Annotated in this window: 24 protein-coding genes and 1 pseudogene; 7 read left to right on the top strand and 18 right to left on the bottom strand. The window is 72.2% G+C overall.

The window, feature by feature from the left end; all coding sequences use genetic code 11:
- Positions 1-37 precede the first annotated feature (37 nt).
- The 6 genes from ACRDTB_RS23840 to ACRDTB_RS23815 all read right to left on the bottom strand — a co-directional run bounded on the left by ACRDTB_RS23840 (position 38) and on the right by ACRDTB_RS23815 (position 3,482).
- Entirely contained in the window at positions 38-541 is a 504-nt protein-coding gene (locus tag ACRDTB_RS23840) for a hypothetical protein (RefSeq protein WP_431433684.1), read from the bottom strand.
- Positions 541-1,698, bottom strand: coding sequence for a hypothetical protein (locus tag ACRDTB_RS23835; protein ID WP_431433682.1), 1,158 nt, complete (start codon positions 1,696-1,698; stop codon positions 541-543). Before ACRDTB_RS23835 ends, ACRDTB_RS23840 begins: the two co-directional genes overlap by 1 nt.
- On the bottom strand, positions 1,695-2,018 hold the full coding sequence (locus ACRDTB_RS23830; protein ID WP_431433681.1) for a WXG100 family type VII secretion target: 324 nt from the start codon (positions 2,016-2,018) through the stop codon (positions 1,695-1,697). The genes ACRDTB_RS23835 and ACRDTB_RS23830 overlap by 4 nt, the downstream gene beginning before the upstream one ends.
- Before the next feature lie 16 nt (positions 2,019-2,034).
- On the bottom strand, positions 2,035-2,673 hold the full coding sequence (locus tag ACRDTB_RS23825; protein ID WP_431433680.1) for a hypothetical protein: 639 nt from the start codon (positions 2,671-2,673) through the stop codon (positions 2,035-2,037).
- A 13-nt stretch (positions 2,674-2,686) separates the two neighbouring features.
- Positions 2,687-3,025 carry a type VII secretion target gene (locus ACRDTB_RS23820; protein ID WP_431433679.1) on the bottom strand — a complete coding sequence of 113 codons (339 nt, stop codon included), beginning with the start codon at positions 3,023-3,025 and terminating at the stop codon, positions 2,687-2,689.
- 121 nt (positions 3,026-3,146) lie between these two features.
- Positions 3,147-3,482: a cupin domain-containing protein gene (locus tag ACRDTB_RS23815; protein WP_431433678.1), complete on the bottom strand. Its 336-nt coding sequence runs from the start codon at positions 3,480-3,482 to the stop codon at positions 3,147-3,149.
- Between the two features lie 526 nt (positions 3,483-4,008).
- Here ACRDTB_RS23815 and ACRDTB_RS23810 point away from each other — a divergent pair.
- The gene (locus ACRDTB_RS23810) at positions 4,009-5,388 is read left to right on the top strand and encodes a S8 family serine peptidase (protein ID WP_431433677.1); all 1,380 of its coding nucleotides are present in this window, start codon (positions 4,009-4,011) and stop codon (positions 5,386-5,388) included.
- A 73-nt stretch (positions 5,389-5,461) separates the two neighbouring features.
- Here ACRDTB_RS23810 and ACRDTB_RS23805 read toward each other — a convergent pair whose 3' ends face one another.
- Genes ACRDTB_RS23805 through ACRDTB_RS23760 form a run of 10 tightly spaced genes read right to left on the bottom strand, consistent with a single transcriptional unit; the run spans position 5,462 to position 15,449 of the window.
- Positions 5,462-6,226 carry an endonuclease/exonuclease/phosphatase family protein gene (locus tag ACRDTB_RS23805; protein ID WP_431433676.1) on the bottom strand — a complete coding sequence of 255 codons (765 nt, stop codon included), beginning with the start codon at positions 6,224-6,226 and terminating at the stop codon, positions 5,462-5,464.
- A 5-nt stretch (positions 6,227-6,231) separates the two neighbouring features.
- Positions 6,232-7,434, bottom strand: a complete 1,203-nt coding sequence (locus ACRDTB_RS23800) for an MFS transporter (protein ID WP_431433675.1) — start codon at positions 7,432-7,434, stop codon at positions 6,232-6,234.
- 13 nt (positions 7,435-7,447) lie between these two features.
- Entirely contained in the window at positions 7,448-8,155 is a 708-nt protein-coding gene (locus tag ACRDTB_RS23795; protein WP_431433674.1) for an aspartate/glutamate racemase family protein, read from the bottom strand.
- Entirely contained in the window at positions 8,145-9,413 is a 1,269-nt protein-coding gene (locus ACRDTB_RS23790) for an NAD(P)/FAD-dependent oxidoreductase (RefSeq protein ID WP_431433672.1), read from the bottom strand. The genes ACRDTB_RS23795 and ACRDTB_RS23790 overlap by 11 nt, the downstream gene beginning before the upstream one ends.
- Positions 9,414-9,420: 7 nt before the next feature.
- Complete coding sequence (locus tag ACRDTB_RS23785) at positions 9,421-10,290, bottom strand: family 3 encapsulin nanocompartment shell protein (RefSeq protein ID WP_431433671.1); 870 nt, start codon at positions 10,288-10,290, stop codon at positions 9,421-9,423.
- A gap of 21 nt (positions 10,291-10,311) precedes the next feature.
- Complete coding sequence (locus ACRDTB_RS23780) at positions 10,312-11,136, bottom strand: class I SAM-dependent methyltransferase (RefSeq protein ID WP_431433670.1); 825 nt, start codon at positions 11,134-11,136, stop codon at positions 10,312-10,314.
- Complete coding sequence (locus tag ACRDTB_RS23775) at positions 11,133-11,960, bottom strand: SDR family NAD(P)-dependent oxidoreductase (RefSeq protein WP_431433668.1); 828 nt, start codon at positions 11,958-11,960, stop codon at positions 11,133-11,135. Before ACRDTB_RS23775 ends, ACRDTB_RS23780 begins: the two co-directional genes overlap by 4 nt.
- 32 nt (positions 11,961-11,992) lie before the next feature.
- Positions 11,993-12,991, bottom strand: a complete 999-nt coding sequence (locus ACRDTB_RS23770) for a sulfotransferase (RefSeq protein ID WP_431433667.1) — start codon at positions 12,989-12,991, stop codon at positions 11,993-11,995.
- Positions 12,988-14,178: an MFS transporter gene (locus ACRDTB_RS23765; protein WP_431433666.1), complete on the bottom strand. Its 1,191-nt coding sequence runs from the start codon at positions 14,176-14,178 to the stop codon at positions 12,988-12,990. Before ACRDTB_RS23765 ends, ACRDTB_RS23770 begins: the two co-directional genes overlap by 4 nt.
- Positions 14,175-15,449 carry a DegT/DnrJ/EryC1/StrS family aminotransferase gene (locus ACRDTB_RS23760; protein WP_431433665.1) on the bottom strand — a complete coding sequence of 425 codons (1,275 nt, stop codon included), beginning with the start codon at positions 15,447-15,449 and terminating at the stop codon, positions 14,175-14,177. The genes ACRDTB_RS23765 and ACRDTB_RS23760 overlap by 4 nt, the downstream gene beginning before the upstream one ends.
- A 763-nt stretch (positions 15,450-16,212) precedes the next feature.
- Between ACRDTB_RS23760 and ACRDTB_RS23755 the strand changes: the two genes are divergently transcribed.
- The 5 genes and pseudogenes from ACRDTB_RS23755 (at position 16,213) to ACRDTB_RS23735 (ending at position 19,889) form a co-directional block, all read left to right on the top strand.
- A complete protein-coding gene (locus tag ACRDTB_RS23755; RefSeq protein WP_431433664.1) occupies positions 16,213-16,857 on the top strand; it encodes an RNA polymerase sigma factor in 645 nt (214 codons plus the stop codon).
- Positions 16,854-17,705: a hypothetical protein gene (locus tag ACRDTB_RS23750; RefSeq protein WP_431433663.1), complete on the top strand. Its 852-nt coding sequence runs from the start codon at positions 16,854-16,856 to the stop codon at positions 17,703-17,705. Before ACRDTB_RS23755 ends, ACRDTB_RS23750 begins: the two co-directional genes overlap by 4 nt.
- 64 nt (positions 17,706-17,769) lie before the next feature.
- Positions 17,770-17,991 (top strand): annotated as a pseudogene (locus ACRDTB_RS23745) (glycosyl hydrolase 2 galactose-binding domain-containing protein); the annotation flags it as partial.
- A 20-nt stretch (positions 17,992-18,011) separates the two neighbouring features.
- Positions 18,012-18,278: a glycosyl hydrolase 2 galactose-binding domain-containing protein gene (locus tag ACRDTB_RS23740; protein WP_431433661.1), complete on the top strand. Its 267-nt coding sequence runs from the start codon at positions 18,012-18,014 to the stop codon at positions 18,276-18,278.
- A 483-nt stretch (positions 18,279-18,761) separates the two neighbouring features.
- Complete coding sequence (locus tag ACRDTB_RS23735) at positions 18,762-19,889, top strand: Cys-Gln thioester bond-forming surface protein (RefSeq protein ID WP_431433660.1); 1,128 nt, start codon at positions 18,762-18,764, stop codon at positions 19,887-19,889.
- 223 nt (positions 19,890-20,112) lie between these two features.
- Here the strand turns inward: ACRDTB_RS23735 and ACRDTB_RS23730 are convergent, their stop codons facing one another.
- Positions 20,113-20,784, bottom strand: coding sequence for a phosphatase PAP2 family protein (locus ACRDTB_RS23730; protein WP_431433659.1), 672 nt, complete (start codon positions 20,782-20,784; stop codon positions 20,113-20,115).
- Positions 20,785-21,107: 323 nt separating this feature from the next.
- On the bottom strand, positions 21,108-22,487 hold the full coding sequence (locus ACRDTB_RS23725; RefSeq protein ID WP_431433658.1) for an FAD-binding protein: 1,380 nt from the start codon (positions 22,485-22,487) through the stop codon (positions 21,108-21,110).
- 350 nt (positions 22,488-22,837) lie between these two features.
- On the opposite strand from ACRDTB_RS23725, the gene ACRDTB_RS23720 reads away from it, so the two are divergent.
- The coding region (locus ACRDTB_RS23720) for a glycosyltransferase (RefSeq protein WP_431433657.1) at positions 22,838-24,488 on the top strand (1,651 nt) is incomplete at its 3' end.

The following is a 24,488-nucleotide window of genomic DNA, read 5'->3' as shown; positions in this document are numbered from 1 at the left end:
TGCCCATGCTCAGCGGCGGCGCTGAACCAACGCTGAATCACGCCAGGTCGAGCCGGCCGGAGATCTCGGGCCGGGTGAACCGGACGGTCTCCGCGACCGCGAGGGCGACCGCGGCGAACTCCGGCCAGTGGCCGACGTGTCCGGTGCTGACGTCGAGCACCACGACCTCGTCGAGGTCGGGCGTCGGGATCAGCACCTGGATGTCGACCGTGTCGACCGGAGCGGGGTGCTCGGGGAACCGGAACGTGCCGGCGCGCCGCAGCACGACCGCCGGGCCGCCGGCGAGCTCCCGGCTCTCCACCGCCGCGTGCGGCTGCTCGCGGCGCAGTGCCTCGGCCATGCCCTCGACCACCTCGGCGGTACGCATGCCGGATCGTGGCGCCGGCACCTCCCGGACGGCGAGCACGAGCATCGCGGCGGCCTCCGGGTGCTCCGCCAGGGGCAGCCACCCCGCCTCGACGGCCCCTCGGTCGCGCAGCTCGCCGCGAACCGGGATCGGGCGGAACTCGGACGGCAACGCGAAACACAGCTGGACACTCATCACCGGTTCTCCAGATCCTTCTTGTGTCCGATCTCGTAGGCCCGCTCGACGGCCTTGTAGAGCTGGTAGCCCGGGATGGTCGCGCCCTTGCGGAACTCCTCCCAGTCGCGCGGCACCCAGTACCGCTGGAAGTGCGAGTCCCGGCCGAGGAGCCCGTTGAGCACGTCCTCCCCCGCGCCGCGCAGGCTGTATCCGCTCGAAGCCGCCCCGAAGATGTCCGCGGCGAGCCGGGCCGCCCTGCCCGTGGCCGCGCCGCCGGCGAACGCCGCCCCCAGGCCGATCGCGTCCTCGATCGCGCTCCGCCTGGCCTCGCGGACGCCGTGCACCGCGGCGGCGGTGTGGCCGACGAACGCGCCCGCGGTCAGCACGGTGGACGCGGCGCTGAACCCCACCCCGATGGGCGCGGTCACCCCGATCAGCTCGAGCACGAAGCCGACGGCGCCGAAGTACGTGGCGATGTCCCCGACCACGTTGGAGATCTCGTTGATCGCGTAGGCGTTGTCGCCCACCCACTCGTTGAGGTCCTCGTTCTGCTCGAGCGCCCACTTGATGATCTTCCTGAGCGCTTCGGGCTCCAGCAGCTCCGGCAGCCCGTTGGGAAACACCTTGTCGTACACCGACTTGAGCAGCCGCAGGAGATCCGCCGCCAGCTCGGCGTGCTGCGCCAGCAACCGGCGCGCCGCCTGGCGAACCGCGTCGAGCTCCGCCTGGGCCGCCTCGACCGCGCGCCGGATGGCTTCGAGCACCCCCTCGCGCACCCGCGGGTCCGGCGGCAGGATCGCCGAGTTGACCTCGGCCGCGTCGGCGTTCGCCTGCTCCAGCCGGTTGCGCGCCCGCCTGGCCTGTGCCTCCAGATCGTCGGCGGTGACCTGCATGGCGCCGAGGTCGGCGGCCCACCCGTCCAGCGCCGCGCCCGCGTCCCGCATGGCCGAGGCCGTCGTGGCCAGCGGGGCGGGGAGCTCGCCGGCCTTGGCGCGGTAGCCGTCGCTCGCCGTGCCGGTCCAGCCGGGGGCACCGGCGGCCGCCTGGCCCATCAGCCCCTGCGCGTCGGCCACCAGCGAGCCGACCTTGGTGTAGGAGGCGGCGAGCTCGGTCACCGCGCCCGTGTCACCCGGTGCCGGGTCGAAGCCGAGCGCGGGAAACGCCTGCGCCCTCACTGGTCCGCCCCGATCCGCTCGCCGAGGCCGGCCAGCCCGCCGAAGGGAGTCGACACCCCGCGGTCGAGCTCGACGTACTGCTGGCCCGCGGCGGAGACCGCGTCGCTCAGCTGCTCGGTGACGCCGGCCAGCCGGTCCATGAGCTCGCGCCAGCCTGCGCCGAACGACTCGACCGCGGCGTTCAGCTCGGGCCGGCCGAGGTCGCCGCCCGCACCGGCGGTCAGGCCGGACGCGGCGTTGGTGATCACGTCGGCCGCCGCACCGAGCGTGCCGGCCAGGCCGGTCAGCTCGCCTGGCTCGACCTGGAATCCGCTGCCCATCGTCGCGCTCCCTTCCTCACGCCACGGCCGGGGTCGACGCGACCGGCTCGGTCAGGCCGTCGAGCGCGTCGCCGAGTTCGGCGATCTGCTCGACGTTGCGCCGCACGGCGTCCTCGATCTCCGCGCACGCCCGGCGCACCCGGGCCGCGGCCTCGGCCATGCGCTGCTCGTGCAGCTGCCGCACCAGCGGGTCGGTGACCGGCGCGCCGCCGGGCAAGGTCGGCGGGTGCAGGACGGTCTGGACCGCGGACGCCGCCTCGCCGGCGATCGCGGTCGCCTGGGAGGCCGACGAGCGAGCGAGCGCGTCGAGCCCGTCGGCGATCCGCTGGCCGGCCGCCGCCGTGTCCTCGGCCGCCGCGAGCCGTCGCCGCCGGTCGGCGCCGAGGTTGCCGGCGTCGAACAGGTACGCGGCGGCCGCGTCGCCGTCCCAGTTGTCATCGGCGCTCGCGGTCGCCTCGGCGTACGTGCGCCCCGCGTCCTGCTCCTGGTCCGCGCCGGCTTCGACCTTCGTCGCGCCGTCACGCACCGTTTCGGGCTCGCAGTCGATCTCGCGCAGCGCCTCCACCGGGTCGCTGCCGCCGACCTTCGCGCTCGCCCTGCGCAGCTCGGCGAGCTCTGCCTCCGCGCTGTTCAATGCCTGATGCTGGAAAGCCATGTCGTCGCCCTCCTCACGCGGCCACGCGGGAGAGCCGCTGCTCGTTCCCGCGTTCCCGGCCCTCGTACTCGTCAGCGGTCGCGTCGAGCTGGTCGGCCATGTCGTTGGTCCGCTCGGCGAGCTGGGTGGCCTCGGTCTGCCGCGCGGTCACCGCGTCGTTCCACTTCCGCGCGACCTCGGCGGCCGGCCCGGAGCGACCGAACGCGCTCGGGTCCACGACCGCACCGGCGAACGTCCGCGCGGCGGCGGCGTCCTGTGCGGCGGCCGTCCGCGTCTGCTGGGCCGCCTGGCGCAGGCCGGCCGGGTTCACCGCGTAGCCGCGCTCCGACGTTATGTATCCGTGGCCCCTCATCGCCCACCACACCTTCCGCGTCACGTTCTGCCTGATGACGCGATGTTGTGTGGGCGCGCTGAACGAACGCTGAATCCACCCGGCCCCGCGCCGAGCGTCCTAGTGCTCGGTCAAGAACCAGTCAGCGAAGGGCGACGGTGAGCAGGACGGCGGCGTCCGAGACGGCGGTCAGGCCGTGCCGCTGCGGCGGGATGGCGATCAGCTGGCCCGCGTCGAGCTCCCACCGCCGGTCGTGGGTGTGCAGCACCACCTGCCCGTGCAGGACGTGCAGGGTGGCGGCCGACGGTGCGCCGTGCTCGGCCAGCTCGGCGCCACCGGCCAGCGCGATGAGGGTGACGCGCTGCGAGGTGCCGGTGACGAGCGTCCGGGCGACCCGGCGGGAATGCTGCCCGCGCGCTTCCTCCAGCATGTCCGTGGCGAGCGTGTCGACCTGGGCTACTGCCGGGTTGTCGGTCATCGGGTCTGCTCCCATCCGCGCCGGGGCTCGGCTTCTGGCGCAACGGCCAGATCAGGATGGCGGCCCGGCCGGGTGGCCCGCAAGCGGACGGCACGCAGCCGTCCGATGTGGACAAGCGTGGAAGGACGCCTTACGGACGCTCAACGTCAGGAAGGCGTCCTTCCACGCATTGCCGGCCGGCTGTCAGGGGCAGCCTGCGCCCCAGCCTCTGCCACGCCGTGATCTTCGCGTCCCGGCGGCTCCCCGGACAACGGGATATCCCGAGGCCAGGCAGGCCGCACGACCCGTTCCGCGGCCCACCGGGGAAAGCGCGCTTGGCGGCTGCGCCGCTCGGCCGGGTGGCCGCGTCGCTGAGGCCGGATGGCCGCTCTCGTTCCCACTTCGTTGCCCGGTGCCGGTACGTCTGATTCGTTGGCAGATGACCAACCGGTCAACCTGCAAGTTCGTGTCCGAGAGCCCCTGATCGCGAGGGTTCCGTCCCGAGGGCAACCGACGGAGCTCCCGCGCCCTGCACAAGGAGTTCCACATGAGACGTCCATCGACCAGACGGGTGAGACAGCTCGCCCTGTCCGCGCTCACCGCCGCCGCGGTGGCGACGCTCAACTTCGCCGCGGCCGCGCCCGCCCAGGCCGCCACCGGCGAGATCCTCGGTGCCAACGCACCGGGCACCATCGAGAACAGCTACCTCGTCGTGCTCGAGGACGGCGCCGCGACCACCGCGACCGCGGCCAAGTACGGCGCCCGCGTCGAGCACACCTACACGGCCGCGCTGCACGGCTACGCCGCGACGATGACCGAGGCCGAGGCGAAGCGGACCGCCGCCGACCCGGCCGTGGCCTACGTCGAGCAGAACCGCGTGATCAAGGCGGTCGACACGCAGCCGAACCCGCCGTCCTGGGGTCTCGACCGCATCGACCAGCGCGACCTGCCGCTGGACTCGAGCTACACGTACCCGAACACGGGCGGCGTCACCGCGTACATCATCGACACGGGCATCCGGACGACCCACACCGACTTCGGTGGGCGCGCCGTCTGGGGCACCAACACCGCCGACTCGAACGACACCGACTGCAACGGCCACGGCACGCACGTCGCGGGCACGGTAGGCGGCACCGCGCACGGCGTGGCGAAGACGGTGGACCTCGTCGCGGTGAAGGTGTTGAACTGCCAGGGTTCCGGCACGCTCGCGGGCGTCACGGCGGGCATCGACTGGGTGACCGCCAACGCCGTCAAGCCGGCGGTCGCGAACATGAGCCTCGGCGCGCAGGGCACGAACCAGACCATGGAGGACGCGGTACGCAGCTCGATCGCGTCCGGCGTGACCTACGCGATCGCGTCGGGCAACTCGAGCGCGGACGCGTGCAACTTCACGCCCGCGCGCACGCCCGAGGCGATCACGGTGAACGCGACGACCGACTCCGACGCCCGCGCGTCGTTCTCGAACTTCGGCACGTGCACCGACATCTTCGCGCCGGGCCAAGACATCACGTCGACGTGGAACACCAGCGACTCCGCGACCAACACCATCAGCGGCACGTCGATGGCGACACCGCACGTGGCCGGTGGGGCCGCGCTGTACCTGGGTGCGCACCCGGATGCGACGCCGGCCCAGGTGCAGACCGCGTTGACGGACTTCGCGTCGAAGGGCAACGTCAGCAACCCCGGCTCCGGCTCGCCGAACAACCTGCTGTTCAACGGCGAGGGCGCCGACCCGGACCCGGAGGACCCGGGCGAGGAGCCGCCGCCGGAGGACTGCGCGGGGATCCCGGCATGGAACGCGAACCAGTTCTACCTGCTCGGTGACCAGGTGGGCCACGCGGGCCACGCCTGGATGCTGGCGACGTGGTTCTCCTTCGGTGAGGAGCCCGGATCGGGCAGCTCCTGGATGGACCTCGGTCCCTGCTGAGCCCTGACACAAAAAGCATGACACGGCACGGCGCCGGGCGTGGCACACGCCCGGCGCCGTCCACTGAGGACAGTCAGAACGTCGCGAACATCTTGTAGGCGTGGTGGTCCGAGCCCCACCGGGGCAGGCGCGAGACCTTCGTGTGGGACACGTTCGTGGGCGCGTACATCTGGTCGATCGGCACGCCGCTGACCCCGCGCACGGCCACGTGCCGCAGCGGGTCGGGCATCGCCATGGCCTTGCGGCGGTTGAAGTCGCCGGCCACGAAGATCGGCTTGCCCGGGTGCGACCGCTTCAGCTGCGCCACCTTGTCCTTGAGCACCTGGTAGTGCCGGTTCCACCTGGCCTGCCGCTCGGGGTGCCCGCTCCACGCGCCGGAGATGAAGTGGGTGTTCACGAACACGAAACGCTTGCCGGTGCCGTGGATCCGCAGCACGACCCAGTTGACGTAGCGCGCGGGCGTGACCTTGGCCTCGCCGCCGTGGGTGCGCACGCTGCCGGAGCCGACCTTCGTGAAGCGACCGGTCCGCCAGGAGATCGGCACCGCCTTCGCCGGCCCGTCCGCCGGGTAGAACGTGGCGTACTCGCCGCCGAGCCGGCGGTTGAGCTTGCGCCGGTCCTCCGGGTCGTTCACCTCCTGCCAGCCGATGACACCGGCGAACGACTCGAAGCTCCCGTCCCCGTGATGCGAGTTGTGCGTGCCGAGGGAGATCTGCGTGGCGGCCGCGCTCGGCCCGGCCGCGGCGGTCGTCCGGTCGGTCGTCTGGTCGGCGGACGCCACCGCCGCCACGGTCAGGGCGGTCGCGACGGCCGTGACGGCCGCGGTCACGAACCTCATGGGTTTCACCGGGTCCTCCGATCGAATCCGGCGCCGGCGATCGCGGCGCAGGCCAGCAACGCGGGTATGCCCAACAGGATCGGCGCGCGCAGGCCCAGGCCCGCGGCGACCAGGCCGCCGGTCAGCGCGCCGAGCATCGACGCGATCATCGTGACCGTGCGGCCGGCGGCCATGACGCGGCCGAGCAGCTCGGGTGGGGCGAGCCGCTGCCGCTGCGTGAGGCTGACGACGTTCCACACGCCGAACGCGAAGCTGCCGACGAGCAGCCCGGCCGCCGCGACGACCGCCGTGCTCGTGAACCCGAGCAGCGCCTGGCCGGCGGCGGCCAGGGCGAGCGCGCCCGCCAGCGCGGCACCGGGCCCGGCGACACGCACGACCCGGGCCGCGCCCGCGCCGCCGATCAGCCCGCCGACCGCGCCCACGCCGAGGAGCAGGCCGTAGCCGTAGGCGGGCAGGTGCAGGACGTCGGCGACGTAGAGCACGAGCACGGCGAACCAGGCGCCGTCGGTGAACGCGAACACGCCGGTGAGGCCCACCAGCACGCGGAGCTCGCGGTGGCGGGCGAGCCAGCGCAGGCCGGCGGCGGTCTCGGCCCGGATGTTGTCGCGGCGGCGCTCGCCGGGTGCGGGCGCGAACAGGTTCGGCAGCGACAGGATGAGCACCGCGGCGACCGCCAGCGTCCCGCCGTTGACCGCGAACGGAAGCACGAGCGCCACGCCGAAGAGGTAGCCGCCGAGCGGTGGGCCGATCAGCTCGTTGCCGGCGATCTCGGTATTGAGCAACCGGCCGTTCGCGCGTTCCAGGTCCGCGTCGTCGACCAGCGGCGGGAGCAGCGTGGCGGCGGCCGTGTCGCGGAGCGTCTCGCCGAGCCCGCAGCCGAACGCCACCAGGTACACCAGCACCACGCCGACCGCCCCGGTCGCGAGGTCGGTGGCCACCGCGGCGACGAGCGCGACGAGCAGGCCGATCCGCACCAGGTCGACACCCGCGACGAGCCGCCGGCGGTCCACCCGGTCGACCACCGCACCCGCGAACAGCCCGAACAGCAACCAGGGCAGCTGCCCGGCGACCGTCACGCCGGCCACGAGCACGGGATCGCCGGTCATCGTGACGACGAGCAGGGGCAGCGCGGCCTGTCGGATGCCGTCCCCGAGGTTGGACAAGGCGGTCGCCGACCAGAGGCGGCGGTAGGCGGAGGTCGTGGCCATGCCTAGGGAGATATCACGAAGACCGGAAAAACGAGGGGTGCGTCAGGGTTCGGTGGACCAGTTCCGTGAGGCTGACGATGTCGAAGACCGGCAGGCGCAGCCGCTCCTGGATGGCGCGGGCGAAGGGCACGAGGTCCGTGCATTCGATGACCAGCGCGCCCAGGTCCGGGTTGTCCCGGGCCAGGCGGTCCACCACCGACAGCACCTCGCGTTCCAGCCGGCCGGCGTCGAGGTCCGCGCGGCGGGCCTCGAGGATCACCTCGCGGAACTCGGGCTGGTCCTGCATGCCGGCGACGCGGACGGGCACGTGCTCGGCGCCGACGGCCGCCAGGTGGCGCCTCGTGAGCGCGCCCTCCTTCGCGACGAGCAGGCCGACCCGCTGGTCCCGCCGGATCATCCGGGCGACCATCGGCAGCTGGACGAGGCTCGACGTGTACAGCGGAACCCCGACGGCGTCGGCGAGCTCGTTCTGGAAGATGACCAGGAACCCGCAGGCCCCGGTGATCGCGGCGACCCCGGCGGCCTCCAGGCCGCGCGCGGCGTCGATGAACGGGTCGAGCAGGCTCGGGTCGGCCTCGGACACCACCCGTTCGGCCGTCGCGCCCGGCACCACCTGGTAGCGCACCGGGAAGTCGAACGTCGTCGGGTTCCGGATGTGGCCTGGGATCTTCGTGAACGCGGTGTCCAGGCAGAGGACGCCGATCTCGACGTCAGCCTCCATGACTGTCCTCTTTGGAGTATCGGCCGACCCGGAACGGCGCCGGGTCGAGGTCGGGCCGCTCGCCGGCGACGAGCTGGGCGAGCAACCGGCCGCCGGCCGGCGCGAGGCCCATCCCGATGTGGCCGTGCCCGCAGGCGAGGTACACGTTGTCGTAGCGGTCGGCGCGCCCGATGAACGGCAGGCTGTCCGGCGTGCAGGGGCGCAGGCCGGTCCAGACCTCGACCGGCTGGGTCCGCTCGAGCCGCGGCAGGTACCGGCGAACCGTGCGCAGCATGCCGTCCACCCGGTCGTGCGACGTCGTACGGTCCATGCCCGCCAGCTGGCGGATTCCGCCGATGCGCAACCGGTCCCCGGCGGGTGCGATGGCCGGTGCGATGGCTATGGTCGGCTCGCCCAGCGTCAGCGGTCGCCGGGGCACCGGGCCCTCGACGGTGACGGCGTAGCCCTTGAGCGGCTGGAGCACGAGGTCGATGTCGAGCTTGCGGGCCAGTGCGGACGTCCAGGCTCCGGCGGCCAGGACCACCTGCCCCGGCCGGAACTCGCCGCGGGTGGTGCGGACCCGGCGCACGTCGCGGCCGGCGACCTCGAGGTCGAGGACCTCGCTGTGCGGCTGGATGTCCACACCAGACTCGGCGAGCTCCCGCGCGAGCTCGCCGAGGAACTCCGGGACTCTCAGGTAGGCGCCCTCCTCGTTGTGGATCGCGCCGCGGACATCGAGCTCGACGTCCGGTTCGAGCGCGGACACCTCCGCCGGGTCGAGGACACGCAGCGGCACCCCTCGGTCCGTCGCCCGCTCGACGGACCGGCATGCCTTGTCGAACTCCCGCGGCGAGCGGTACACGACGAGCATCCCGGGCGCGGCGAAGGTCTCGGCGAGCCCGCCCGACGCGCACAGCTTCCGCAGGATCTCGAGGCTGTGCTTCTTCAGGTCGAGCAGCAGGGGAAACGCGGCGCGCACGCCGGCGTCGTCGGCCACCCGGCGGAAGTGCCACAGCCAGCGCAGCAGCTCGCCGTCCCAGCGCGGCCGGACGTAGAGCGGGCCCTCCGGTCGCAGCAGCGTCCGGAAGATGCCCGGCGCGGCGAGCGGGGCCGCGCCGTGCGTGCCGACGAAGCCGGTGTTGCCGGCCGAGCACGACTGCGGGCCGCCCACCTCGCCGCGCTCCACGACGGCGACCGTGGCGCCGGCCCGGCGCAGGTGGTACGCGCAGAACAAGCCGGCGACACCGCCGCCGATCACGAGGACGTCGGGATCGTCCATCCGGCGGTCACAGGCTCACGACGAAGAAGTTGGTCGGCAGGTTGACCACGACCCGCTCGTAGATCTCGGCCATCAGCGCGATGCCGGGCTCGGCGAAGGTGCCGGGCGGCGGCTCCGCGAAGCGGATCACCGACCGGCCCGCGTCGAACAGCTGGGCGCCGTGCCCGAAGTCCCCGACGATGGCCGTGCCCTCGTCGACCAGCCGCGTCCGCACGATGAACACGCCGTTCTGCTCGACGTCCTCCATGAGGCGCCCACTCGCCAGGAGCCCGTAGTAGTCGGCGGGGTTGATGATCAGGCCGTCGGCCGTGCCGCCCATCTGCTCGGCCTCGTTGCACGCCGCGAGAATCGTCGAGCCGAACGGGCCCGCCGACGTGATCCGGGCGATGCCGGGGATGTTCAGCAGCCCGCCCTCGCCGCGGATGATCGTGACGTTCTCGGCCGTGCCGAGTCGCACGATCAGCCGGTAGTCGATGAAGGACTGGAACGCGTCGGCGTCCTCCCACAGGTCCGGCGGGACCTGGACCCAGGCGGTGGTCGCCAGCAGGTCCGGGATCGGCGACCTGTGGAACCGGCTCGCCGCCTCGCGCCGCATCGAGGCGCCCTCGATCTCGGGGTCGCCCGGTTGCGGCGCCGACTCGTGCCAGTAGTACCGTCGCTGCTCCCGGGACAGGTCGACCACCTTGAGCATGTTCCGCGCCGGATACCGGGGCTTGCGCCGGGAGCTGGTCAGCGAGTCCGTGATCGTCACGTCGAACTCGACGGATGCTCCGAGGCCGTCGGCGGCGACCGCCTCCAGGAACGTCCGCCCGGGTGAGGGCTGCTTCTTCCGCTCGGCGATCACGTCCGCCATCGTCTTCTTCACCGCGGTCTGCATGGTTTCCTCTCCTTGGGGGCACTAGGGCTTGCGGGCGACGAAGATTCCCCACCCGAACTCGCCGTCGCCGATGGCGATCTGGATCTCCTCGCAGGACACGGCGAAACCGAGCATCCAGTCGCGGATGGCCGCGTCGCCGGTCGTCTCCGCACGCTCCCGCGCGGTCCTGCCCAGCACGCGGTAGGTCCGGGCGAGGTGGCTCGTCACGTTGCGGGCGAGCAGGACTTCGAAACCCGCCTCCTGGAGCGCGGTCTGGTACCCGAGGAACGAGAACCCGGAGCTCCAGCGCACCCGGTCGAACACGTGCTTGCGGGCGCGCGCGCTGACCTCGGGCTTGGGCTGCAGGAAGTCGGAGAAGGCGAGGATGCCGCCGCGACGCAGGACGCGGTGGATCTCCGCGTGACTGAGTGCCTTGTCCGGCACCAGGAACAGCGCGTCCTGGCTCACGACGTGGCTGAAGGTGCCGCCCTCGTACGGCATCCGGGTGGCCGAGCCGTGGTCGAACCGGACGTCGAGCCCGGCATCACCCACGACCTTCTCCCGCGCGACCTTGATCCGTTCTTCGCTCAGGTCGAGCCCGGCGCCGCGGCAGCCGCGCCGCCGGGCGATCGAGACCAGGAAGTTGCCGCACCCGCAGCCCACGTCCAGCACGTTCGACGACCCGTCGATCCCGGCGTCCGCGGCGACGATCTCGGTCGTGCGGTCCGACGCCGCGTGGTAGTCGGTGTCGTCGGCGTCGTCGGCGAAGTAGCCCGTGTGCAGCACGCCGTCGCTGTCCCAAAAGGACAGGTAGGCTTCCAGGGTCTGGTCGAAGAAGTCCTCGACGTCGCTCTCGGTGAAGCTCATGTGAAGGTCTCCCTGCGTCCCGTCCTGAGGTAGGTGTGCTCCAGCCCGGACACGCTGGCGCCGCCGTCCACGAGGTGCACACCGCCGGTGACGAAGGACGCCCGCTCGCTGGCGAGGAACGCCGCGACGGCGGCGAACTCGTCCTCGGTGCCGAGGCGTCCCACGGCGCTGTGCGCGCCGATCAGTGCCAGACCGTCGTCGATGTTGTCCTCGCCGGCCAGCCTGGCCGCGGCCCGCTCGACCATCGGGGTCCGCGTCGCGCCGGGGGCGAGCACGTTGACGGTGATCCCCTCCCGGCCGAGATCCGCGGCGAGGGTCTGGGCGAACCGGACGATGGCCGCCCGGGCCATCCCGGACAGCGACAGCATCGGCTGCGGCGTGTGCACCGTCTCGGAGGTCACGAACAGCAGCCGCCCCCAGCCGGCGGCCCGCAGGTGCGGCAGCGCGCCGAGCGCCAGGGTCACCGCGGGCATCAGCACGGTGTCGCAGGCGGCCCGGTAGTCCGCCGGCTGGAACGCCGACGCGGGGCCCGCCGGCGGTCCGGCGCCGCTGACGAGGACGATGTGCAGCGCGCCGAACTCGGCGGCGAGCTCGTCCACCCAGCGCCGCGCGGCCGCCTCGTCGGTGATGTCCACGCTCGTGGTGTGCACCCGGCCGCGGGCGACATCCTTGAGCCTGCGCTCGGCCGCGCCCAGCCGCTCGGGCTCGCGGGCGCCGATCGCGACGTGTGCCCCCTCGCGGGCGAGCTCGAGCGCCGACGCGAGGCCGAAGCCGCTCGAACCACCGGCGACGAGCGCGACCTTGTTCTCCAGTCCCAGATCCATCCTGCCCTCGGTGTTCGTCTCGGTGTTCGTGCTCAGGTCTCGTCCGTGCCGGACTCGGTTCGTGACACGGCGGCGGAGTCGGTGGACCCCGCGGGTGGTCTGCCCGAGCGGAAGGTGCCCGCGTAGGAGTAGCCGTAGCGGCGGAACCGCGGCCAGGACAGCGTCACCGCGGCGAGCCGCGCGCGGACGGGCAGCCGGGTCCGCCAGGTGTCGTCGCGGTCGCGGATGATCGTGACGCCGGTGTCGAAGCGATCCGGGTTGCCGGTGACCGTGTGGTTGGTGTGCAGGTCGATCGTGCGCCCACCGGTCATCGGGTTGACCGCCGGATCGGTGCCGCAGAGCCGCAGCAGCCGGTCGATCGTGCCGGCCGGGTCGGCGATGAAGTCCTCGTAGCGCAGGAACATCGACCGCTCCGGCCGGCGCCGGACCAGCGCCCGCGCCGCGGAGTTGAACCCGTGCCAGTACGCCGTGCTCCGGCTCGCCGACATCGGGAAGGCGTACTGCTTCCAGTGACTCCACGACTGCGCGACCGCACGGGGGTCCCGGACGAGGTGGACGTAGTAGGGCGCCACGCCGTCCAGCAGCGGCAGCAGCGCGGACTCCCCGGGGATCTTCGTCGTGTCGACCAGCACGCGCGCGCCCATCAGCTCGGCGGCGGTGTGCAGTGTCGTCGTCATCAGCTCGGCGTGCGCGCGGACGTCGCCGTCGTGGAGCCCGCGGCGCAGCACCCGCCAGGTGTGCCGGGTCCGCACGCACGCCTGCTGGCGACGGATCACGGTCTCGGCGTGCGCCTCGGCCGACACCCCCGACGGGCGGCCGGCGGCGAGCACGCGCGACCAGATCGCGCACTCTGTCAGCGGCTGCCCGCACCCGCAGAGGTTGTTGGCACCCTGCCCGGCGGAGTTCTTCCACAGGAAGGCCAGCTCGCCGACGTGGCCGAAGTCCGGTATCTCGTTGAGGATGTTGCCGATGATCGTGCTGCCGTTGCGGCACCAGCCGGTGATGCAGACAACGGTGAGCGGGTCGGTCATCGCGTGCTCCCGATTTCGGTGCTCGTGGCGGGTCCCGGGCTCGGATCGCGGACGCGCAGCGCCACGCACGTAGCGGTGGCCGCGCACACCGCGGCGACAAGGAAGACGGCGGGATAGCCCAACCCGGTCGCGACCGCGCCGGTCAGCGGCCCCCAGACGGCCAGCCCCAGGTCCCAGAACGAGGTGTACGCACCGATCGCCGCGCCCTGCTGGGACGCCTCGGTGCGGTTCATGACCATCAACGCCAGGGACGGGTGCAGCAGCGAGAAGCCCACGCCCATCACCACGCTGCCGAGCACCGCGATGGGCAGGTTCGGCGCCACGGCGATGATCAGCAGGCCGGCCGCCTCCCCGATGCCGGACCACGCCGCCACGCGGCGCGGGCCGAGCCGGTCCGGCAGGTGGCCGATGAACAGCCGGGTGCCCGCGTACACCGCGCTGAAGCCGCCGAGCACGATGGCGCCCGAGCCGATCCCGCGCGCCTCCAGGTGGAGCAGGACGAACGCGGCCAGGCCGGCGTACCCGGCGGACGCGAGCCCGAGCGCGACGCCCGGCACCATCGCCGGGCGCAGCAGCAGGCGGCCGCCGCCGCTGGTCGCGCCGGCCGGCGCGCGTGCCGGGACCGCGGCGATCAGCGCCAGGGCGACGAACGCGACCCCGGCGCTGCAGCCCCAGACGACCTCGAAGCCGAACCGCACCAGCACCGCGCCGAGGAACGTGCCGACGGAGATCCCGCCCCACATGCTGACGCCGTACAACCCGATGAGCTGCCCGCGCCGGTTGTGCGGGGCGAGCGACACGGTCCACACCGCGCCCGCGGTGAACAGCGCCGCCTCGCCGACGCCGAGCAGCAGCCGGATGGCGATCAGCCCGGCGAGCCCGATGGGCAGGAAGTAGAGCAGGCCGCCGACGGCCACGATCAGCGCGCCGGACAACATGACCACGCGATGGCCGTGCCGGTCCGACAGGTAGCCCGCGACCGGGCGCATCAGCAGCGCCGTGAGCCCGGTAGCCAGGACCGTCGAGCCGATCTCGAAGTCCGAGGCGTCAAACGACTCGCGCACGAACCGCGGCAGCACGGGGATCGCCACGGCCAGACCGACGTAGCCGAAGAAGAGCCCGCCGAAGATGCCGATCAGCGACAGCCGCGGAATCCGGCTCCTCGTCGTGTCCCCCGCCCCCGTCATCGTTGCTGGGTCAACTCCGTTCGGCTGCCCTCCGACGCGGCCGCCACCTTGCGCACGGCCGCCACCAGGTGCTCGCAGTCCTGTGGAGTCAGGCAGGAGGACAGCGGGACGTCCACCGCCTGCCGCACGTACCGCGTCGTGTTCGGCAGCAGTGCCTTGGTGGATGCGACGTCGGCCGTGCCGAACAGGAACCGCCAGTTCCAGAAGACCCGGACGTTGTGGTCGGAGTCCGAGCCGAGGCTGCGCGCGTCGATGCCCTCGCCGCGCAGCGCACGGGCGAACCAGTCCGCGTCCGGAACGCGGAAGATGAACGCCTCACCCAGGAACGCGTCGGGCGCCACCGGCTGCCGGATCGCGATCGGCGCCTCCGCCAGGGCCTCGGCGACGTGGGCGTAGTTCCGGCGGAACTGCTCGAGGCGGACCGGCAGCCGGTGCAGTTCCGCCCGGAGTAAGGCCGCGCGGATCTCGTCCATCCGGAAGCTGAACAGCGGGAGGTCGAGGTCGGTCCGCAGCGGCGGCTCGCCGTCCGGGAAGTGCCGCCGCACGCGACCCTCGTACGCGCCGGACAGCACGACGGCTCGCGCGTACAGGTCGCGGTCGTCGGTGAGGAGGAACCCGCCCTCCCCGCTGTTGAGTGACTTGTCCGACTGGGTGCTGAACGCGCCCGCGGCGCCGAACGTGCCGAGCTTGCGGCCGTCCAGCTCGGCGCCGAGCGCCGGCACGGCGTCCTCGAACACCGGCACGCCGACCTCCGCGGCGAAGTCGAGCAGGCCCACCACGTCGGCCGCGAAGCCGCGCATGTGCACGACCATGATCGCCTTGATGTCGGGGGTCCAGCGTCGCCGGAGGCCGGCGAGGTCCAGGTGCAGGTTCTCGTCCACCTCGACGAGGAACGGCCGGCATCCGGCGAGCACGATGGCGCTCGGCGTGGCCACGAAGGTGAACCCGGGGCAGGCGATCAGCGATCCGTGGGGAATTCCCGCCGCCATGATCGCGAGCGCGAGGGCGGTGGTGCCGCTCGACGTCGCGAGCGCGTACGTCGAGCCGAAGTAGCGGGACAGCTCGGTCTCCAGCCGGCCGCACTCGGTGTCCTGCTCGGCGCGCTGGTCGTAGCGGAAGTAGCGGTGGCTGCGGATCGCGTGCAGCGCGGCCGCCTCGTCCTCCGGCTGGACGTACACCGCGCCCTTGTCGTACGTCGGCCACGGTTCCGTCCGCACGGGCGTACCTCCGTCGATGGCCAGGCGGGCGGGCTCGGCGCCGTTGGTGCTCAACGATGCGTCTCCTCGGTTCGCGCGCGACGGGTGGTTTCGATCCCTTCGTATCGTGCACCTGATATGTGGACGACACACTCGTCTGATAGCACCAATGTGAGGCGACATTCGTCTTCTCGTGATCCACTTGCGGCAATAGTTTTGTGTCCTTTTAAGACAATTGAAAATTCACGCAGAATCTGCCGAACGGGGGATATCGACTCCCCCGTTCGGCAGCGTGAAATATCCCGGAGTTCGGCCGCGGAAATACCCGCTACCAGCGGCTCGCGGCCGGGCGCCTGACGCGAGACGTGTTGCGGCCACACCAACTTGGGGCCGAGATCGCCCGTGGCGCGCCGCACGGTGCACGGGTCCGGCCGGTCGTCCACGACTAGTTCGCGACGTTTGTCCGCGTCGTGGTCGAGGCATTCCGCGGTGCACGCGCGGTAGCGGCTCCTGGGCGCCATCAGCGCCACGTACGGCGGGAACTCCCGGCCCGCGTTCGCGTACCGGACCGCGGACCCGGCCGGCGTGTGCCGACGCATACTCGAGGATTCTCGTTGGTCCGGCCGAGCACCCGGTCCCATCGCACGCCCCGAGCTCCGGGAATTTCGCGTGCGTTGCACGAAGCGCGATCCGCCGATCTCCATCCGTGCGACGCCAACCCGGTGTGACACGGACGGGCGCTCGTACGCCTGAGGAAGGGGGGAGTGGTCGCCGTACCCGCGTCCGGCGGCCGCTCCCCTCGATCCGTCCACGACACAACGAGCCTTCGAGGTACTCCGTGACAGCTGCGCAGCCGCCGGCGACCGACCTGTCGGGCGCCGTGCGGGCGGCCCGCGGTGGGAACGAGGAGGCCTTCCGGGTGCTGTACCGGGAGGTCCAGCCCGGGCTGCTGCGGTACCTGCGCGGACTGGTCGGCGAGGACGCCGAGGACCTCGCGTCGGAGGCTTGGCTGCAGATCGCCCGCGACATCCGCTCTTTCCGCGACGAGGGGTCCGGGTTCCGCGGCTGGGCGGTGACCATCGCGCGGCATCGCGCGCTGGACCACATTCGCCGCAAGCAGCGACGGCCGGCTTCGAGCCTGCCCGTGGAGGTGCTCGCCGACCTCCCCGACGAGCAGGACACCGCGGAGCAGGCGATCCGGATCGAGTCGACCAACGCCACCATCGCGCTGATCGCCACGCTGCCGCGGGACCAGGCGGAGGCGGTGCTCCTGCGCGTGGTGGTCGGGCTCGACGCCGAGGCCGCCGCTCGGGTGATGGGCAAGCGGGCGGGCGCGGTGCGGACCGCGGCGTGGCGTGGTCTGCGCAGACTCGCCACCCGGCTGGACCGACCCGCCCGTGGCGAACCGACGCCGGGTGTGGCACGGGCCGTGACGCCGACTGTGACACCGACGGGGCGGCCGGCGCCAGGGGAGTCGAGATGAGCAGCAACCGAGCCCGACACATCGACCGGCACGCCGCCGAGCAGTTGCTCGCGGGCCGGCCGGTGGCCGGCCACGCCACCCGCCCCCTCGCGGCGGCACTGCGCGCGGCGGCCGCACCCACGCACCCGGAGGAACTGGCCGGGGAGCGGGCGATGGTGGCCGCGTTCGCCGATGCCGCTCGGCTCGCCGCCCCCGTACCGGAGACCGGGAGACCGTCCATGCTCAAGTCCGCCCTCGCGAAGATCCTCACCGTCAAGGCCGCCGTCGTCCTGGCCGCCGCCGGCACCGGTGGCGTGGTGCTCGCCTCCACCAGCGGCGCCTTGCCCGGGCCGTGGACCGAGTCGCCCGCCGACCCGCCGGCCGTCACCAGCACCCAGCACCCCGCACCCGGCAAGCCCTCCGACGCCGGCAGGCCCGACGCCCCGGGCAAGGGTCCGTCGCCGTCCATGGCCGGGCTGTGCCGGGCCTACGAGGCGCAGGTGCACGAGAACCCCGGCAAGGCACTCGACAGCCCCGCGTTCACCGCGCTGGTCACGGCCGCGGGCGGCAAGTACGACGTCGACGAGTACTGCGATGCCGTGGCCGCCGGGAGGGACCCCGGCCGCTCCGGCGACCGGCACGGCAAGCCCAGCGACCTGCCCACGCCCGACAAACCCGGCAACGGCTCGGGCAATGACCAGGGCAACGGCCAGGGCAACGACGAAGGCAACGACGAAGGCACCGGCCGGGGCGACGACCACCCGGCCCCGTCCGGCCGGCCCAACGCTCCGGACAGCCCGCCCGCGACCGGCACTCCGACCGCTGTGCCCCACAGCGGCGGCCCCACCCCACCGGTCCCCGGCAGCTGATCCGAGCCGAGTGGGCCGGGCGTGGTTTTCCCCGAACCCGCCCGGCTCACTCACCCGGCCCTCGATGACGCCTGTGTCCATTATGGACCACGGGTGGCGGCTGCGCGGATTCCTCGGCGACGACTGGCAGCTACACCGAGCCCAGCCGCACGCCCGCGCCGGGGACGAGGACCGCGAAGCCGGGTGGAGCCCCGCCCGGGTGCCCGGCTCGGTGCTCGCGGACCTGCTGGCCGCCGGCCGGGTGCCCGACCCCTGCGTCGGCACGCAGAGCCTGCTCTCGAAGTGGGTGCCCCAGCGGACCTCGGTGTGTATCGCACCCGGCCGCACGCCCCCGAACCCGCGCCCGGTGAGCGCGCCTTTCTGGAGTTCGACGGCATCGACCATGCGGGCACCGTCCACCTCGACGGGCAGCGGATCGCCCGGCACGAGGGCATGTTCGTGCCCCTCGTGGTCGACCTGCCTCCCGGAGAGGAACGCGTCCTGCGCTGCCGGCGGGACGGCGTCCCGCCGGCCCGGCGGAGGGTGCGGCTGGACGGCCGGAACGTCGACTCCCGGGTCCTCACCGAGCCGTGAACGCTCGCGCACCGCGGTCGTGACGTCACGGTGGGCACCCTCGCCGGCCCATCGCGCGTCTCTCTCCTCCGGGTGCTCAGCCGGTGACTCAGAGTTTCGGTGCCGCGGGACCGACGCCCCGGCAGCGGGTTCGTGCTGACCCCTCGCCGACCTGGCCCGACCTGGTCTGCGAGGTCCGGAATTCGCACTTGTAACCATCTTCGAACGGCCGAGCGGATCTTTGAACGTTCGGCCAACGTAGTCCGTATTGGGGTGTGCTAGCGGAGTCTGCTCCGGCGGACGCCGCTGTTGTAGGCATGTGCGGCTCCACCGCGATCGGGCTCCCTGCTGCCCGGAGAAGTGGAGGCGCGATCACGAGGGCTTTGTGTGACGACAAGGAGAGTCATGGCCAGCAGGTTCAAGTTAGCCCGCGCGGGTGCGGGAATCACTGGCGCCGCGGCGGTGCTGATGATGGCTGCGGCCGTCCCTGCTTCCGCTGACCCGGTGACCGGTAGGGTCGACGGCGGAGCGCTCGGACTGAACGTCGACGTCGGTGACGGTTTCAAGAACGACCTCTCGACACAGCTGATCGGGCTTACCCTCGAAGACGGCACCAGGCTCGATACGTACTGTGTCGAGATCGAGACCCCTCTCGACCGCGCGGAGCCGCTCGTCGAGAAGGAGTGGGACGACTATCCGGACCAGGCCTCGCCGTTCAACCAGGACCGAGACAAGATCAACTTCATCCTGCTGAACGGCTTCCCACAGCGGAACACCAACCAGCTCGGCAAGGTCCTCACCGACCGCGGCGTCGCGCTCAACGACGGCTCGCTCAGTGTGAAGGAGGCCGTCGCCGGCACGCAGGCCGCGATCTGGCACTTCAGCGACCGGACCGACCTGAACCAGGAGGAGCCGGTACCGGGTGACGCACGTTCGGGCGCCGATGTGCTGGCGCTCTACGAGTTCCTGATCGGCCCGGACAACGTCGGCGTCAGCGACGAGCCGAACGCGGCGCTGCAGATCGATCCGGAGCAGCGGTCGGGTGAGGCCGGCGAGCGCATCGGACCGTTCACGGTGCGAACCAACGGCGCGATCGACGAGCTCGCCACGGCGCTGCCCGACGGCGTCCGGGTCACCGACGCCGAAGGCCGTCAGCTCCGGGCGAACCAGATCGTGGACACCTCGAAGCTGTTCTTCGACGTGCCGGCCGAGACCGCCGCGGGCGCGGCGAGCTTCCGGCTGACCGCGACCACCGCGGTTGCCACCGGCCGGCTGTTCGTCGGTGAGGACAACCTCGAAGAAGGCGAGCGGACCCAGTCACTGATCGTCGCGTCGTCCGAGGATGCGGAGCTGACCGCGACGGCGGACGCCGACTGGGTCGAGGCCGGTGCCGATGAGGACAACGGCGAGGACAACGGTGGCGACAACGGCGAGGACAACGGCGAGGACGACAACGGCGGTGGCGAGGACAACGGCGACGATGTCGACGAGAACCCGGCGCCGCAGGGCAACGACGCGGATGACGACCTGGCCGAGACCGGTGCGTCGATCCTGACCCCGCTGATCATCGGTGGTGTCCTGGTCGCCGCGGGTGCCGGCTCGCTGCTCTTCTTCCGCCGGCGCCGCGCATGATGAACTGACCGCTCGATCACGCTGATCGGTGGCCCGTACCGGAACTCCCGGTACGGGCCACCTTCATTTGTGCCCCCTGCACCGGGCCCGCCGGGAATGCCAGGAAGGACGCCTTCCGGACGCTCGATGCCGTGAAGGACGCCTTCCAGGCATTGATCGAAACCCGCCCACACGGTCACCTTGGCGTGGCATGACCGCCGACTTCGTCCTCGGCGCAGCCCACTCAGCTGACCGGCGACATGTGCGTCTGGGATCCGTCCTGCCAGGCTCGGCGCCACCGGTCCCAGGCCGCCGCCGCGGCGATCGAGATCGTCAGCAGCAACACGGTTCCGGCCACGTCCAGGACGTAGTGATTGCCGGTGGTGATGACGACAGCGACCATCCCGACAGGGAACAGCCAGGCGAGCAGCGCGAGACGCGGATGTGTGCCACGCGCTGCCAACCACGCGGCGTAGGCACACAACCCCGACCATCCGACGTGCATGCTCGGCATCGCCGAGAAGTGGTTCTGACCGTTCGTCAGATCGCGCGAGCCTCCGCCGCCGAACAGGTCGTGCTCGGCCACGATGTCGACGATCCCGGGCAGGGCGAACCGAGGTGGAGACATCGGCAGCAGCCAGAAGATGAGCAACGCCAACGGCGCCATCACAACCAGGGTGCGGCAGACCGCGGGGAACACCTCGACTCGGAAGAACAGCACCCACAGCAACACGGCCGCCAGCGGCAGGTAGTACAGGCGGTAGTACAGCACCGCCGACTGCATCAGCACCGGATTCTCGGCAAGCCACTGGTTGGCCGCCACCTCGATGTCCAGGTTCAGCGAGCGTTCCACGGATTGCAGCGCCTGCGCGTTCGTCGTCGCCGAAGCGACATCCGTTCCCGCCAGGTTGTGCAACCACGAGTACAGCACCAGGCCGACGACCAGACCGGCGAGTTCGGCCACCGGTCGACGCCACCCGCGCTCGGGCAGGCGCCAGCGTCGGGTCCGGTCACCGACATTCATGACGTCGCCACCCTGGCGACACTACTGAGGCTGGCCATCGGCAGGTGGTAGACAACGCAGTTGCGGGGGGAAGGGGGCCCGCGAGAGACCACCCCGGTCCCACACCCGAACCCGGAGGGGTTGCGGCCGAGGGACCACATGAGACGGACACCGGGCACACACACGGCGATGGCCCAGGCGCTCGGTGCGCCTGGGCCATCGCCGTGGGAGCTGGGCTAGAAGATCTCGTAGCCCGGGGTGAGGATCTTGTTCGGGTCGAACTTGCGCTTCGCGGCATCCAGCTGGCCGAACGCGGAACCGAAGTGGCTGCGCCACTCGGCGCCGCTCAGCGGGAATGCGTGGACCGGGTAGAGCGTGCCGCCGGCGCCCTTGATGCGACCGTAGGCCGCCTTGTTGGCGTCCACGAGGCGGTTGGCGTTGGCGATGTCGTCGGTCGTCGGGACGCGGACGAAGTTGAACGCGTAGCACAGGCCGTCCGACGGGAGCCGCATCAGCGGGCTCTTGATCGCGCTCTTCTTGATGGGGGAAAGGATGACCTGACCGAACTGGCCGAGGTCCTCGGGCGGGTTCAGGTTGTCCAGTTCGGTGTTGACGACCGACTCGACCTGGGAGTCACCGACGAACGAGGTGAGCCACGGGTGCGGGAAGAACCACTGGCCGTTCCCCCGCAGCAGCGCCTCCAGCGCCGCGAGGCGGTTGAGGTAGTCGAAGTAGGCCAATGTGGACACCCGCCGGGCGTCCGGGATGTCCGACAGGCCGGCGACCAGCGCGGCGTCGTCCGGCGGGCTGCCGGTGAAGTACTTCACCGCGTCGATCCGGAACGCGAAGCCACCGGACGGCGGTGCCACGATCGCGCCCTGGACCACGTCGAACCGGTTGTCGCCGGAGAGCAGCCGCTGGTCCTTCAGCATCGTGGCGAGATCCGGGTACGTGAGCTGGAAGCGGCGTGCCGACTCGGGCGCGTCGATGAGCTTGATCGTCGCCCGCGTGATGACCCCGACCTGACCCAGGCCCGCGCGCATCGCGTTGAACAGGTCGGCGTTGCTGCTCGACGAGCAGGTGAGCTTCTCGCCCGTGCCGGTCACCACGTCCATCGAGATGACGGTGTCGGCGACCACACCGTGGGTCGAGGTGGTGGAGCCGACGCCGCCGGCGACGATCGTGCCACCGACGGACAGTTCGATGTAGTCGGTCAGCACCGGCGGGGTCTTGCCCTGCGCCAGGGTCGCCCGGAGCACGTCGCTCCACTTCGCACCCGCGTCCACGACCACGCGGTCGCCGTCGATGGCGCCGATGGTGTTCAGCGCGGAGATGTCGGCCACGACCCCGTTCTCCACCTCGGACCGGCCGAACACCGAGTGGCTCTGTCCCTGGGGAGCGAACTTGCGGCCGCGGTCCTTGGCCCAGTTGATGATGGCGGCGATGTCGTTGTCGGAGCCGGGAATCAGCACGCCCTCGGGCCGATTGTGCACGATGTGGCCGAAGTCCTCCGCGGCGGCGTCGCGGGCCGCCCGGTCGGTCTTGAACTCACCGTCGAGCGGGGGCGGGGGTTCGTCCTCCTTCGGCTTGGCGGCGATGGCACCTCTCGTCGCCACAGCCGCAGCGCCAGCCGCTGATGCGGCAAGACCGGCGATCAACACGGCTCGACGATTGGCCTTCATACGGATTCTCCTCTGCGTGCGGTCAGGGGCGCGCCGTCGAATTGGCACCATTCTCAGATACGGACATGATCAACGATCCGGTTCAGACTAGGGGCGATAACACCCGATTCGTGACCAACAAATGCGTCCGTGCCGGGTCGACCGGACGCGGGGTCCCCCGTGCGGGTGAGCCGGCGCTCGATCTCCTACGTTTGCAGGAGGCCAGATTCGCGCTGGTCAGGCACAGTGCTGCAGGTGAGAGCCCGCCGATCACCCCGGTCGCATGATCGCGCGCGGGACCGCACGTGATCATCGCGGGGCTGGTCGCCATCACGGTCGTGGGCCCCAGCCTCGTCGTCCACGGCGTGATCTGGTTGGCGCGCAAGCGGTTGCGACCGGCTCCCGCGCGGCCCGTGGATCCCGAGACGGCCGGGGTCGCGATCCTGATCGTCGCGCACGACGACGAGGACCGCGTCCTCGACGCACTCGACGCCGCCCGTGACGCGGTGCCGGCGGCGAACGTCCACCTCGTCTCCAACGGCTCCACGGACGGCACCGCCGAGCTCGCGCACCGGCTCGGCGCCGAGGTCGTCGAGACGCTCGGCACGCTCACCACGGCCGGGGCCATGGCGGCGGGCGTGCGGGCATTCCGGCTGCTCGACCGCTTCTCCTACGTGCTCGTGCTCGACGTGGACACCCGGCTCCCGCCCGGCCACCTCGAACGGGCACTCCCCCTGTTCGCCGACCCGGGCGTCGCCGCGGTGGACGCCCGGGTCGCGCCCGACTGGCTGCCGCCACGCCGGATCCTCGCCGCCTACCGGGGTCGCCGCCACGTCCTGACCCAGTCATTCGGCCGCGGGCCCGGCGGTCTGCCGGCCGCCGTGACCCGCGGGCTGCCCAGCGTCGGCCGGATCTACCGGACCGGCGTGCTCGCCGAGCTCGAGCTGGACCCACCCGGCCTCGTCGAGCTGGACCTGGACCTGACGCTGCAGCTGTACCGCCGGCGCCTGGGCCGGGTGGCGCTGTGCCCCGGGCCGCCCGCGGTCATGGCGACATCGGTGCGGCTGCGTGAGCACTGCCGGCTCACCCGCCGCGGGATCGCCGGGCTCTGGCGGGCGGCACGGCGCGGGCGTACCGGGGTCGCGTTGGCCAGCCAGCTCGTCGAGCTGGTCGCCGCGGCCGCGGTCGTGGCGCTGGTGCCGATCGCGGTCGCGGTGCTCGCGCTGCCCGTGGACTGGGTGCCGCGCTGGGTGCCGCGCTCGGTCGTCGCCCCGCTGGAGCCGGCGCTCGGCCTCGTGCTCGCCGACTACCTGCTGACCGTGGCCGCCGCGCTCGCCGCCCGGCAGCCGCGCTACCTCCTCGCGGGGCTGCTGTTCCCGCTGCTGCGTGTGGTGGACGCGGTCATCGTGCTTCGGGCGTCGGCCAACCGGCATCCGGTGACCGTGGTGCGACCGCGCGCGAAGGCCCCGCGCGTACGGCGGCCGCGCCGCTGGTCAGTGGTGGCCGGCTGGGTGCTCTGGGGCACCGCGGCCGTCGCGGCGGTCGTCCGGGTCGTGCGGGCGATCCCGACCATGCCCGGCGCGCCGGGCGAGGTCACGCTGGCCGAGGCCGGCTACGCGCGCTTCGCCGGCATCGGCGCCGGAATCCCTGCGCTCCCCGACCCGCTGGCCGCCACGGACCTGCAACTCGCCGCGTACTCGTGGCTGACCGACCCGTTCGGCCGGCACGGCAGCGTGCTGGCCGGTGCCCGCGAGCTGTCCGTGGTCGCGGTCGTCGTGCTGCTCGCCGCGCTGCTCCTGCTCACCCTCGCGTTGCGGCTGCACCCGCTGGTGAGCGCGGCCGTGGTCGCCGTGCTGGCCGCCGCCGGGCCGGCCGTCTCGGTGTTCGGCCAGCTGGGGCCCGGGCTCGTCGCCGCGGCGTGGCTCGGGCTGGCCGCCGTCGGCGCGGTCCGGGTCG

The sequence above is a fragment of the Actinophytocola sp. genome, from assembly GCF_050699935.1.
In the GTDB taxonomy this organism is placed as follows: domain Bacteria; phylum Actinomycetota; class Actinomycetes; order Mycobacteriales; family Pseudonocardiaceae; genus Actinophytocola.
The sequence above is the reverse complement of the archived record's forward strand: the minus strand, read 5'-3'. Positions and strand labels throughout refer to the sequence as shown.

Excerpts from the sequence above, each read along its gene's own strand:
- ACRDTB_RS23840 (WP_431433684.1), bottom strand. The coding sequence starts at position 541 with ATGAGTGTCCAGCTGTGTTTCGCGTTGCCGTCCGAGTTCCGCCCGATC.
- ACRDTB_RS23830 (WP_431433681.1), bottom strand. The coding sequence starts at position 2,018 with ATGGGCAGCGGATTCCAGGTCGAGCCAGGCGAGCTGACCGGCCTGGCC.
- ACRDTB_RS23825 (WP_431433680.1), bottom strand. The coding sequence starts at position 2,673 with ATGGCTTTCCAGCATCAGGCATTGAACAGCGCGGAGGCAGAGCTCGCC.
- ACRDTB_RS23820 (WP_431433679.1), bottom strand. The coding sequence starts at position 3,025 with ATGAGGGGCCACGGATACATAACGTCGGAGCGCGGCTACGCGGTGAAC.
- ACRDTB_RS23815 (WP_431433678.1), bottom strand. The coding sequence starts at position 3,482 with ATGACCGACAACCCGGCAGTAGCCCAGGTCGACACGCTCGCCACGGAC.
- ACRDTB_RS23810 (WP_431433677.1), top strand. The coding sequence starts at position 4,009 with ATGAGACGTCCATCGACCAGACGGGTGAGACAGCTCGCCCTGTCCGCG.
- ACRDTB_RS23805 (WP_431433676.1), bottom strand. The coding sequence starts at position 6,226 with ATGAGGTTCGTGACCGCGGCCGTCACGGCCGTCGCGACCGCCCTGACC.
- ACRDTB_RS23800 (WP_431433675.1), bottom strand. The coding sequence starts at position 7,434 with ATGGCCACGACCTCCGCCTACCGCCGCCTCTGGTCGGCGACCGCCTTG.
- ACRDTB_RS23795 (WP_431433674.1), bottom strand. The coding sequence starts at position 8,155 with ATGGAGGCTGACGTCGAGATCGGCGTCCTCTGCCTGGACACCGCGTTC.
- ACRDTB_RS23790 (WP_431433672.1), bottom strand. The coding sequence starts at position 9,413 with ATGGACGATCCCGACGTCCTCGTGATCGGCGGCGGTGTCGCCGGCTTG.
- ACRDTB_RS23785 (WP_431433671.1), bottom strand. The coding sequence starts at position 10,290 with ATGCAGACCGCGGTGAAGAAGACGATGGCGGACGTGATCGCCGAGCGG.
- ACRDTB_RS23780 (WP_431433670.1), bottom strand. The coding sequence starts at position 11,136 with ATGAGCTTCACCGAGAGCGACGTCGAGGACTTCTTCGACCAGACCCTG.
- ACRDTB_RS23775 (WP_431433668.1), bottom strand. The coding sequence starts at position 11,960 with ATGGATCTGGGACTGGAGAACAAGGTCGCGCTCGTCGCCGGTGGTTCG.
- ACRDTB_RS23770 (WP_431433667.1), bottom strand. The coding sequence starts at position 12,991 with ATGACCGACCCGCTCACCGTTGTCTGCATCACCGGCTGGTGCCGCAAC.
- ACRDTB_RS23765 (WP_431433666.1), bottom strand. The coding sequence starts at position 14,178 with ATGACGGGGGCGGGGGACACGACGAGGAGCCGGATTCCGCGGCTGTCG.
- ACRDTB_RS23750 (WP_431433663.1), top strand. The coding sequence starts at position 16,854 with ATGAGCAGCAACCGAGCCCGACACATCGACCGGCACGCCGCCGAGCAG.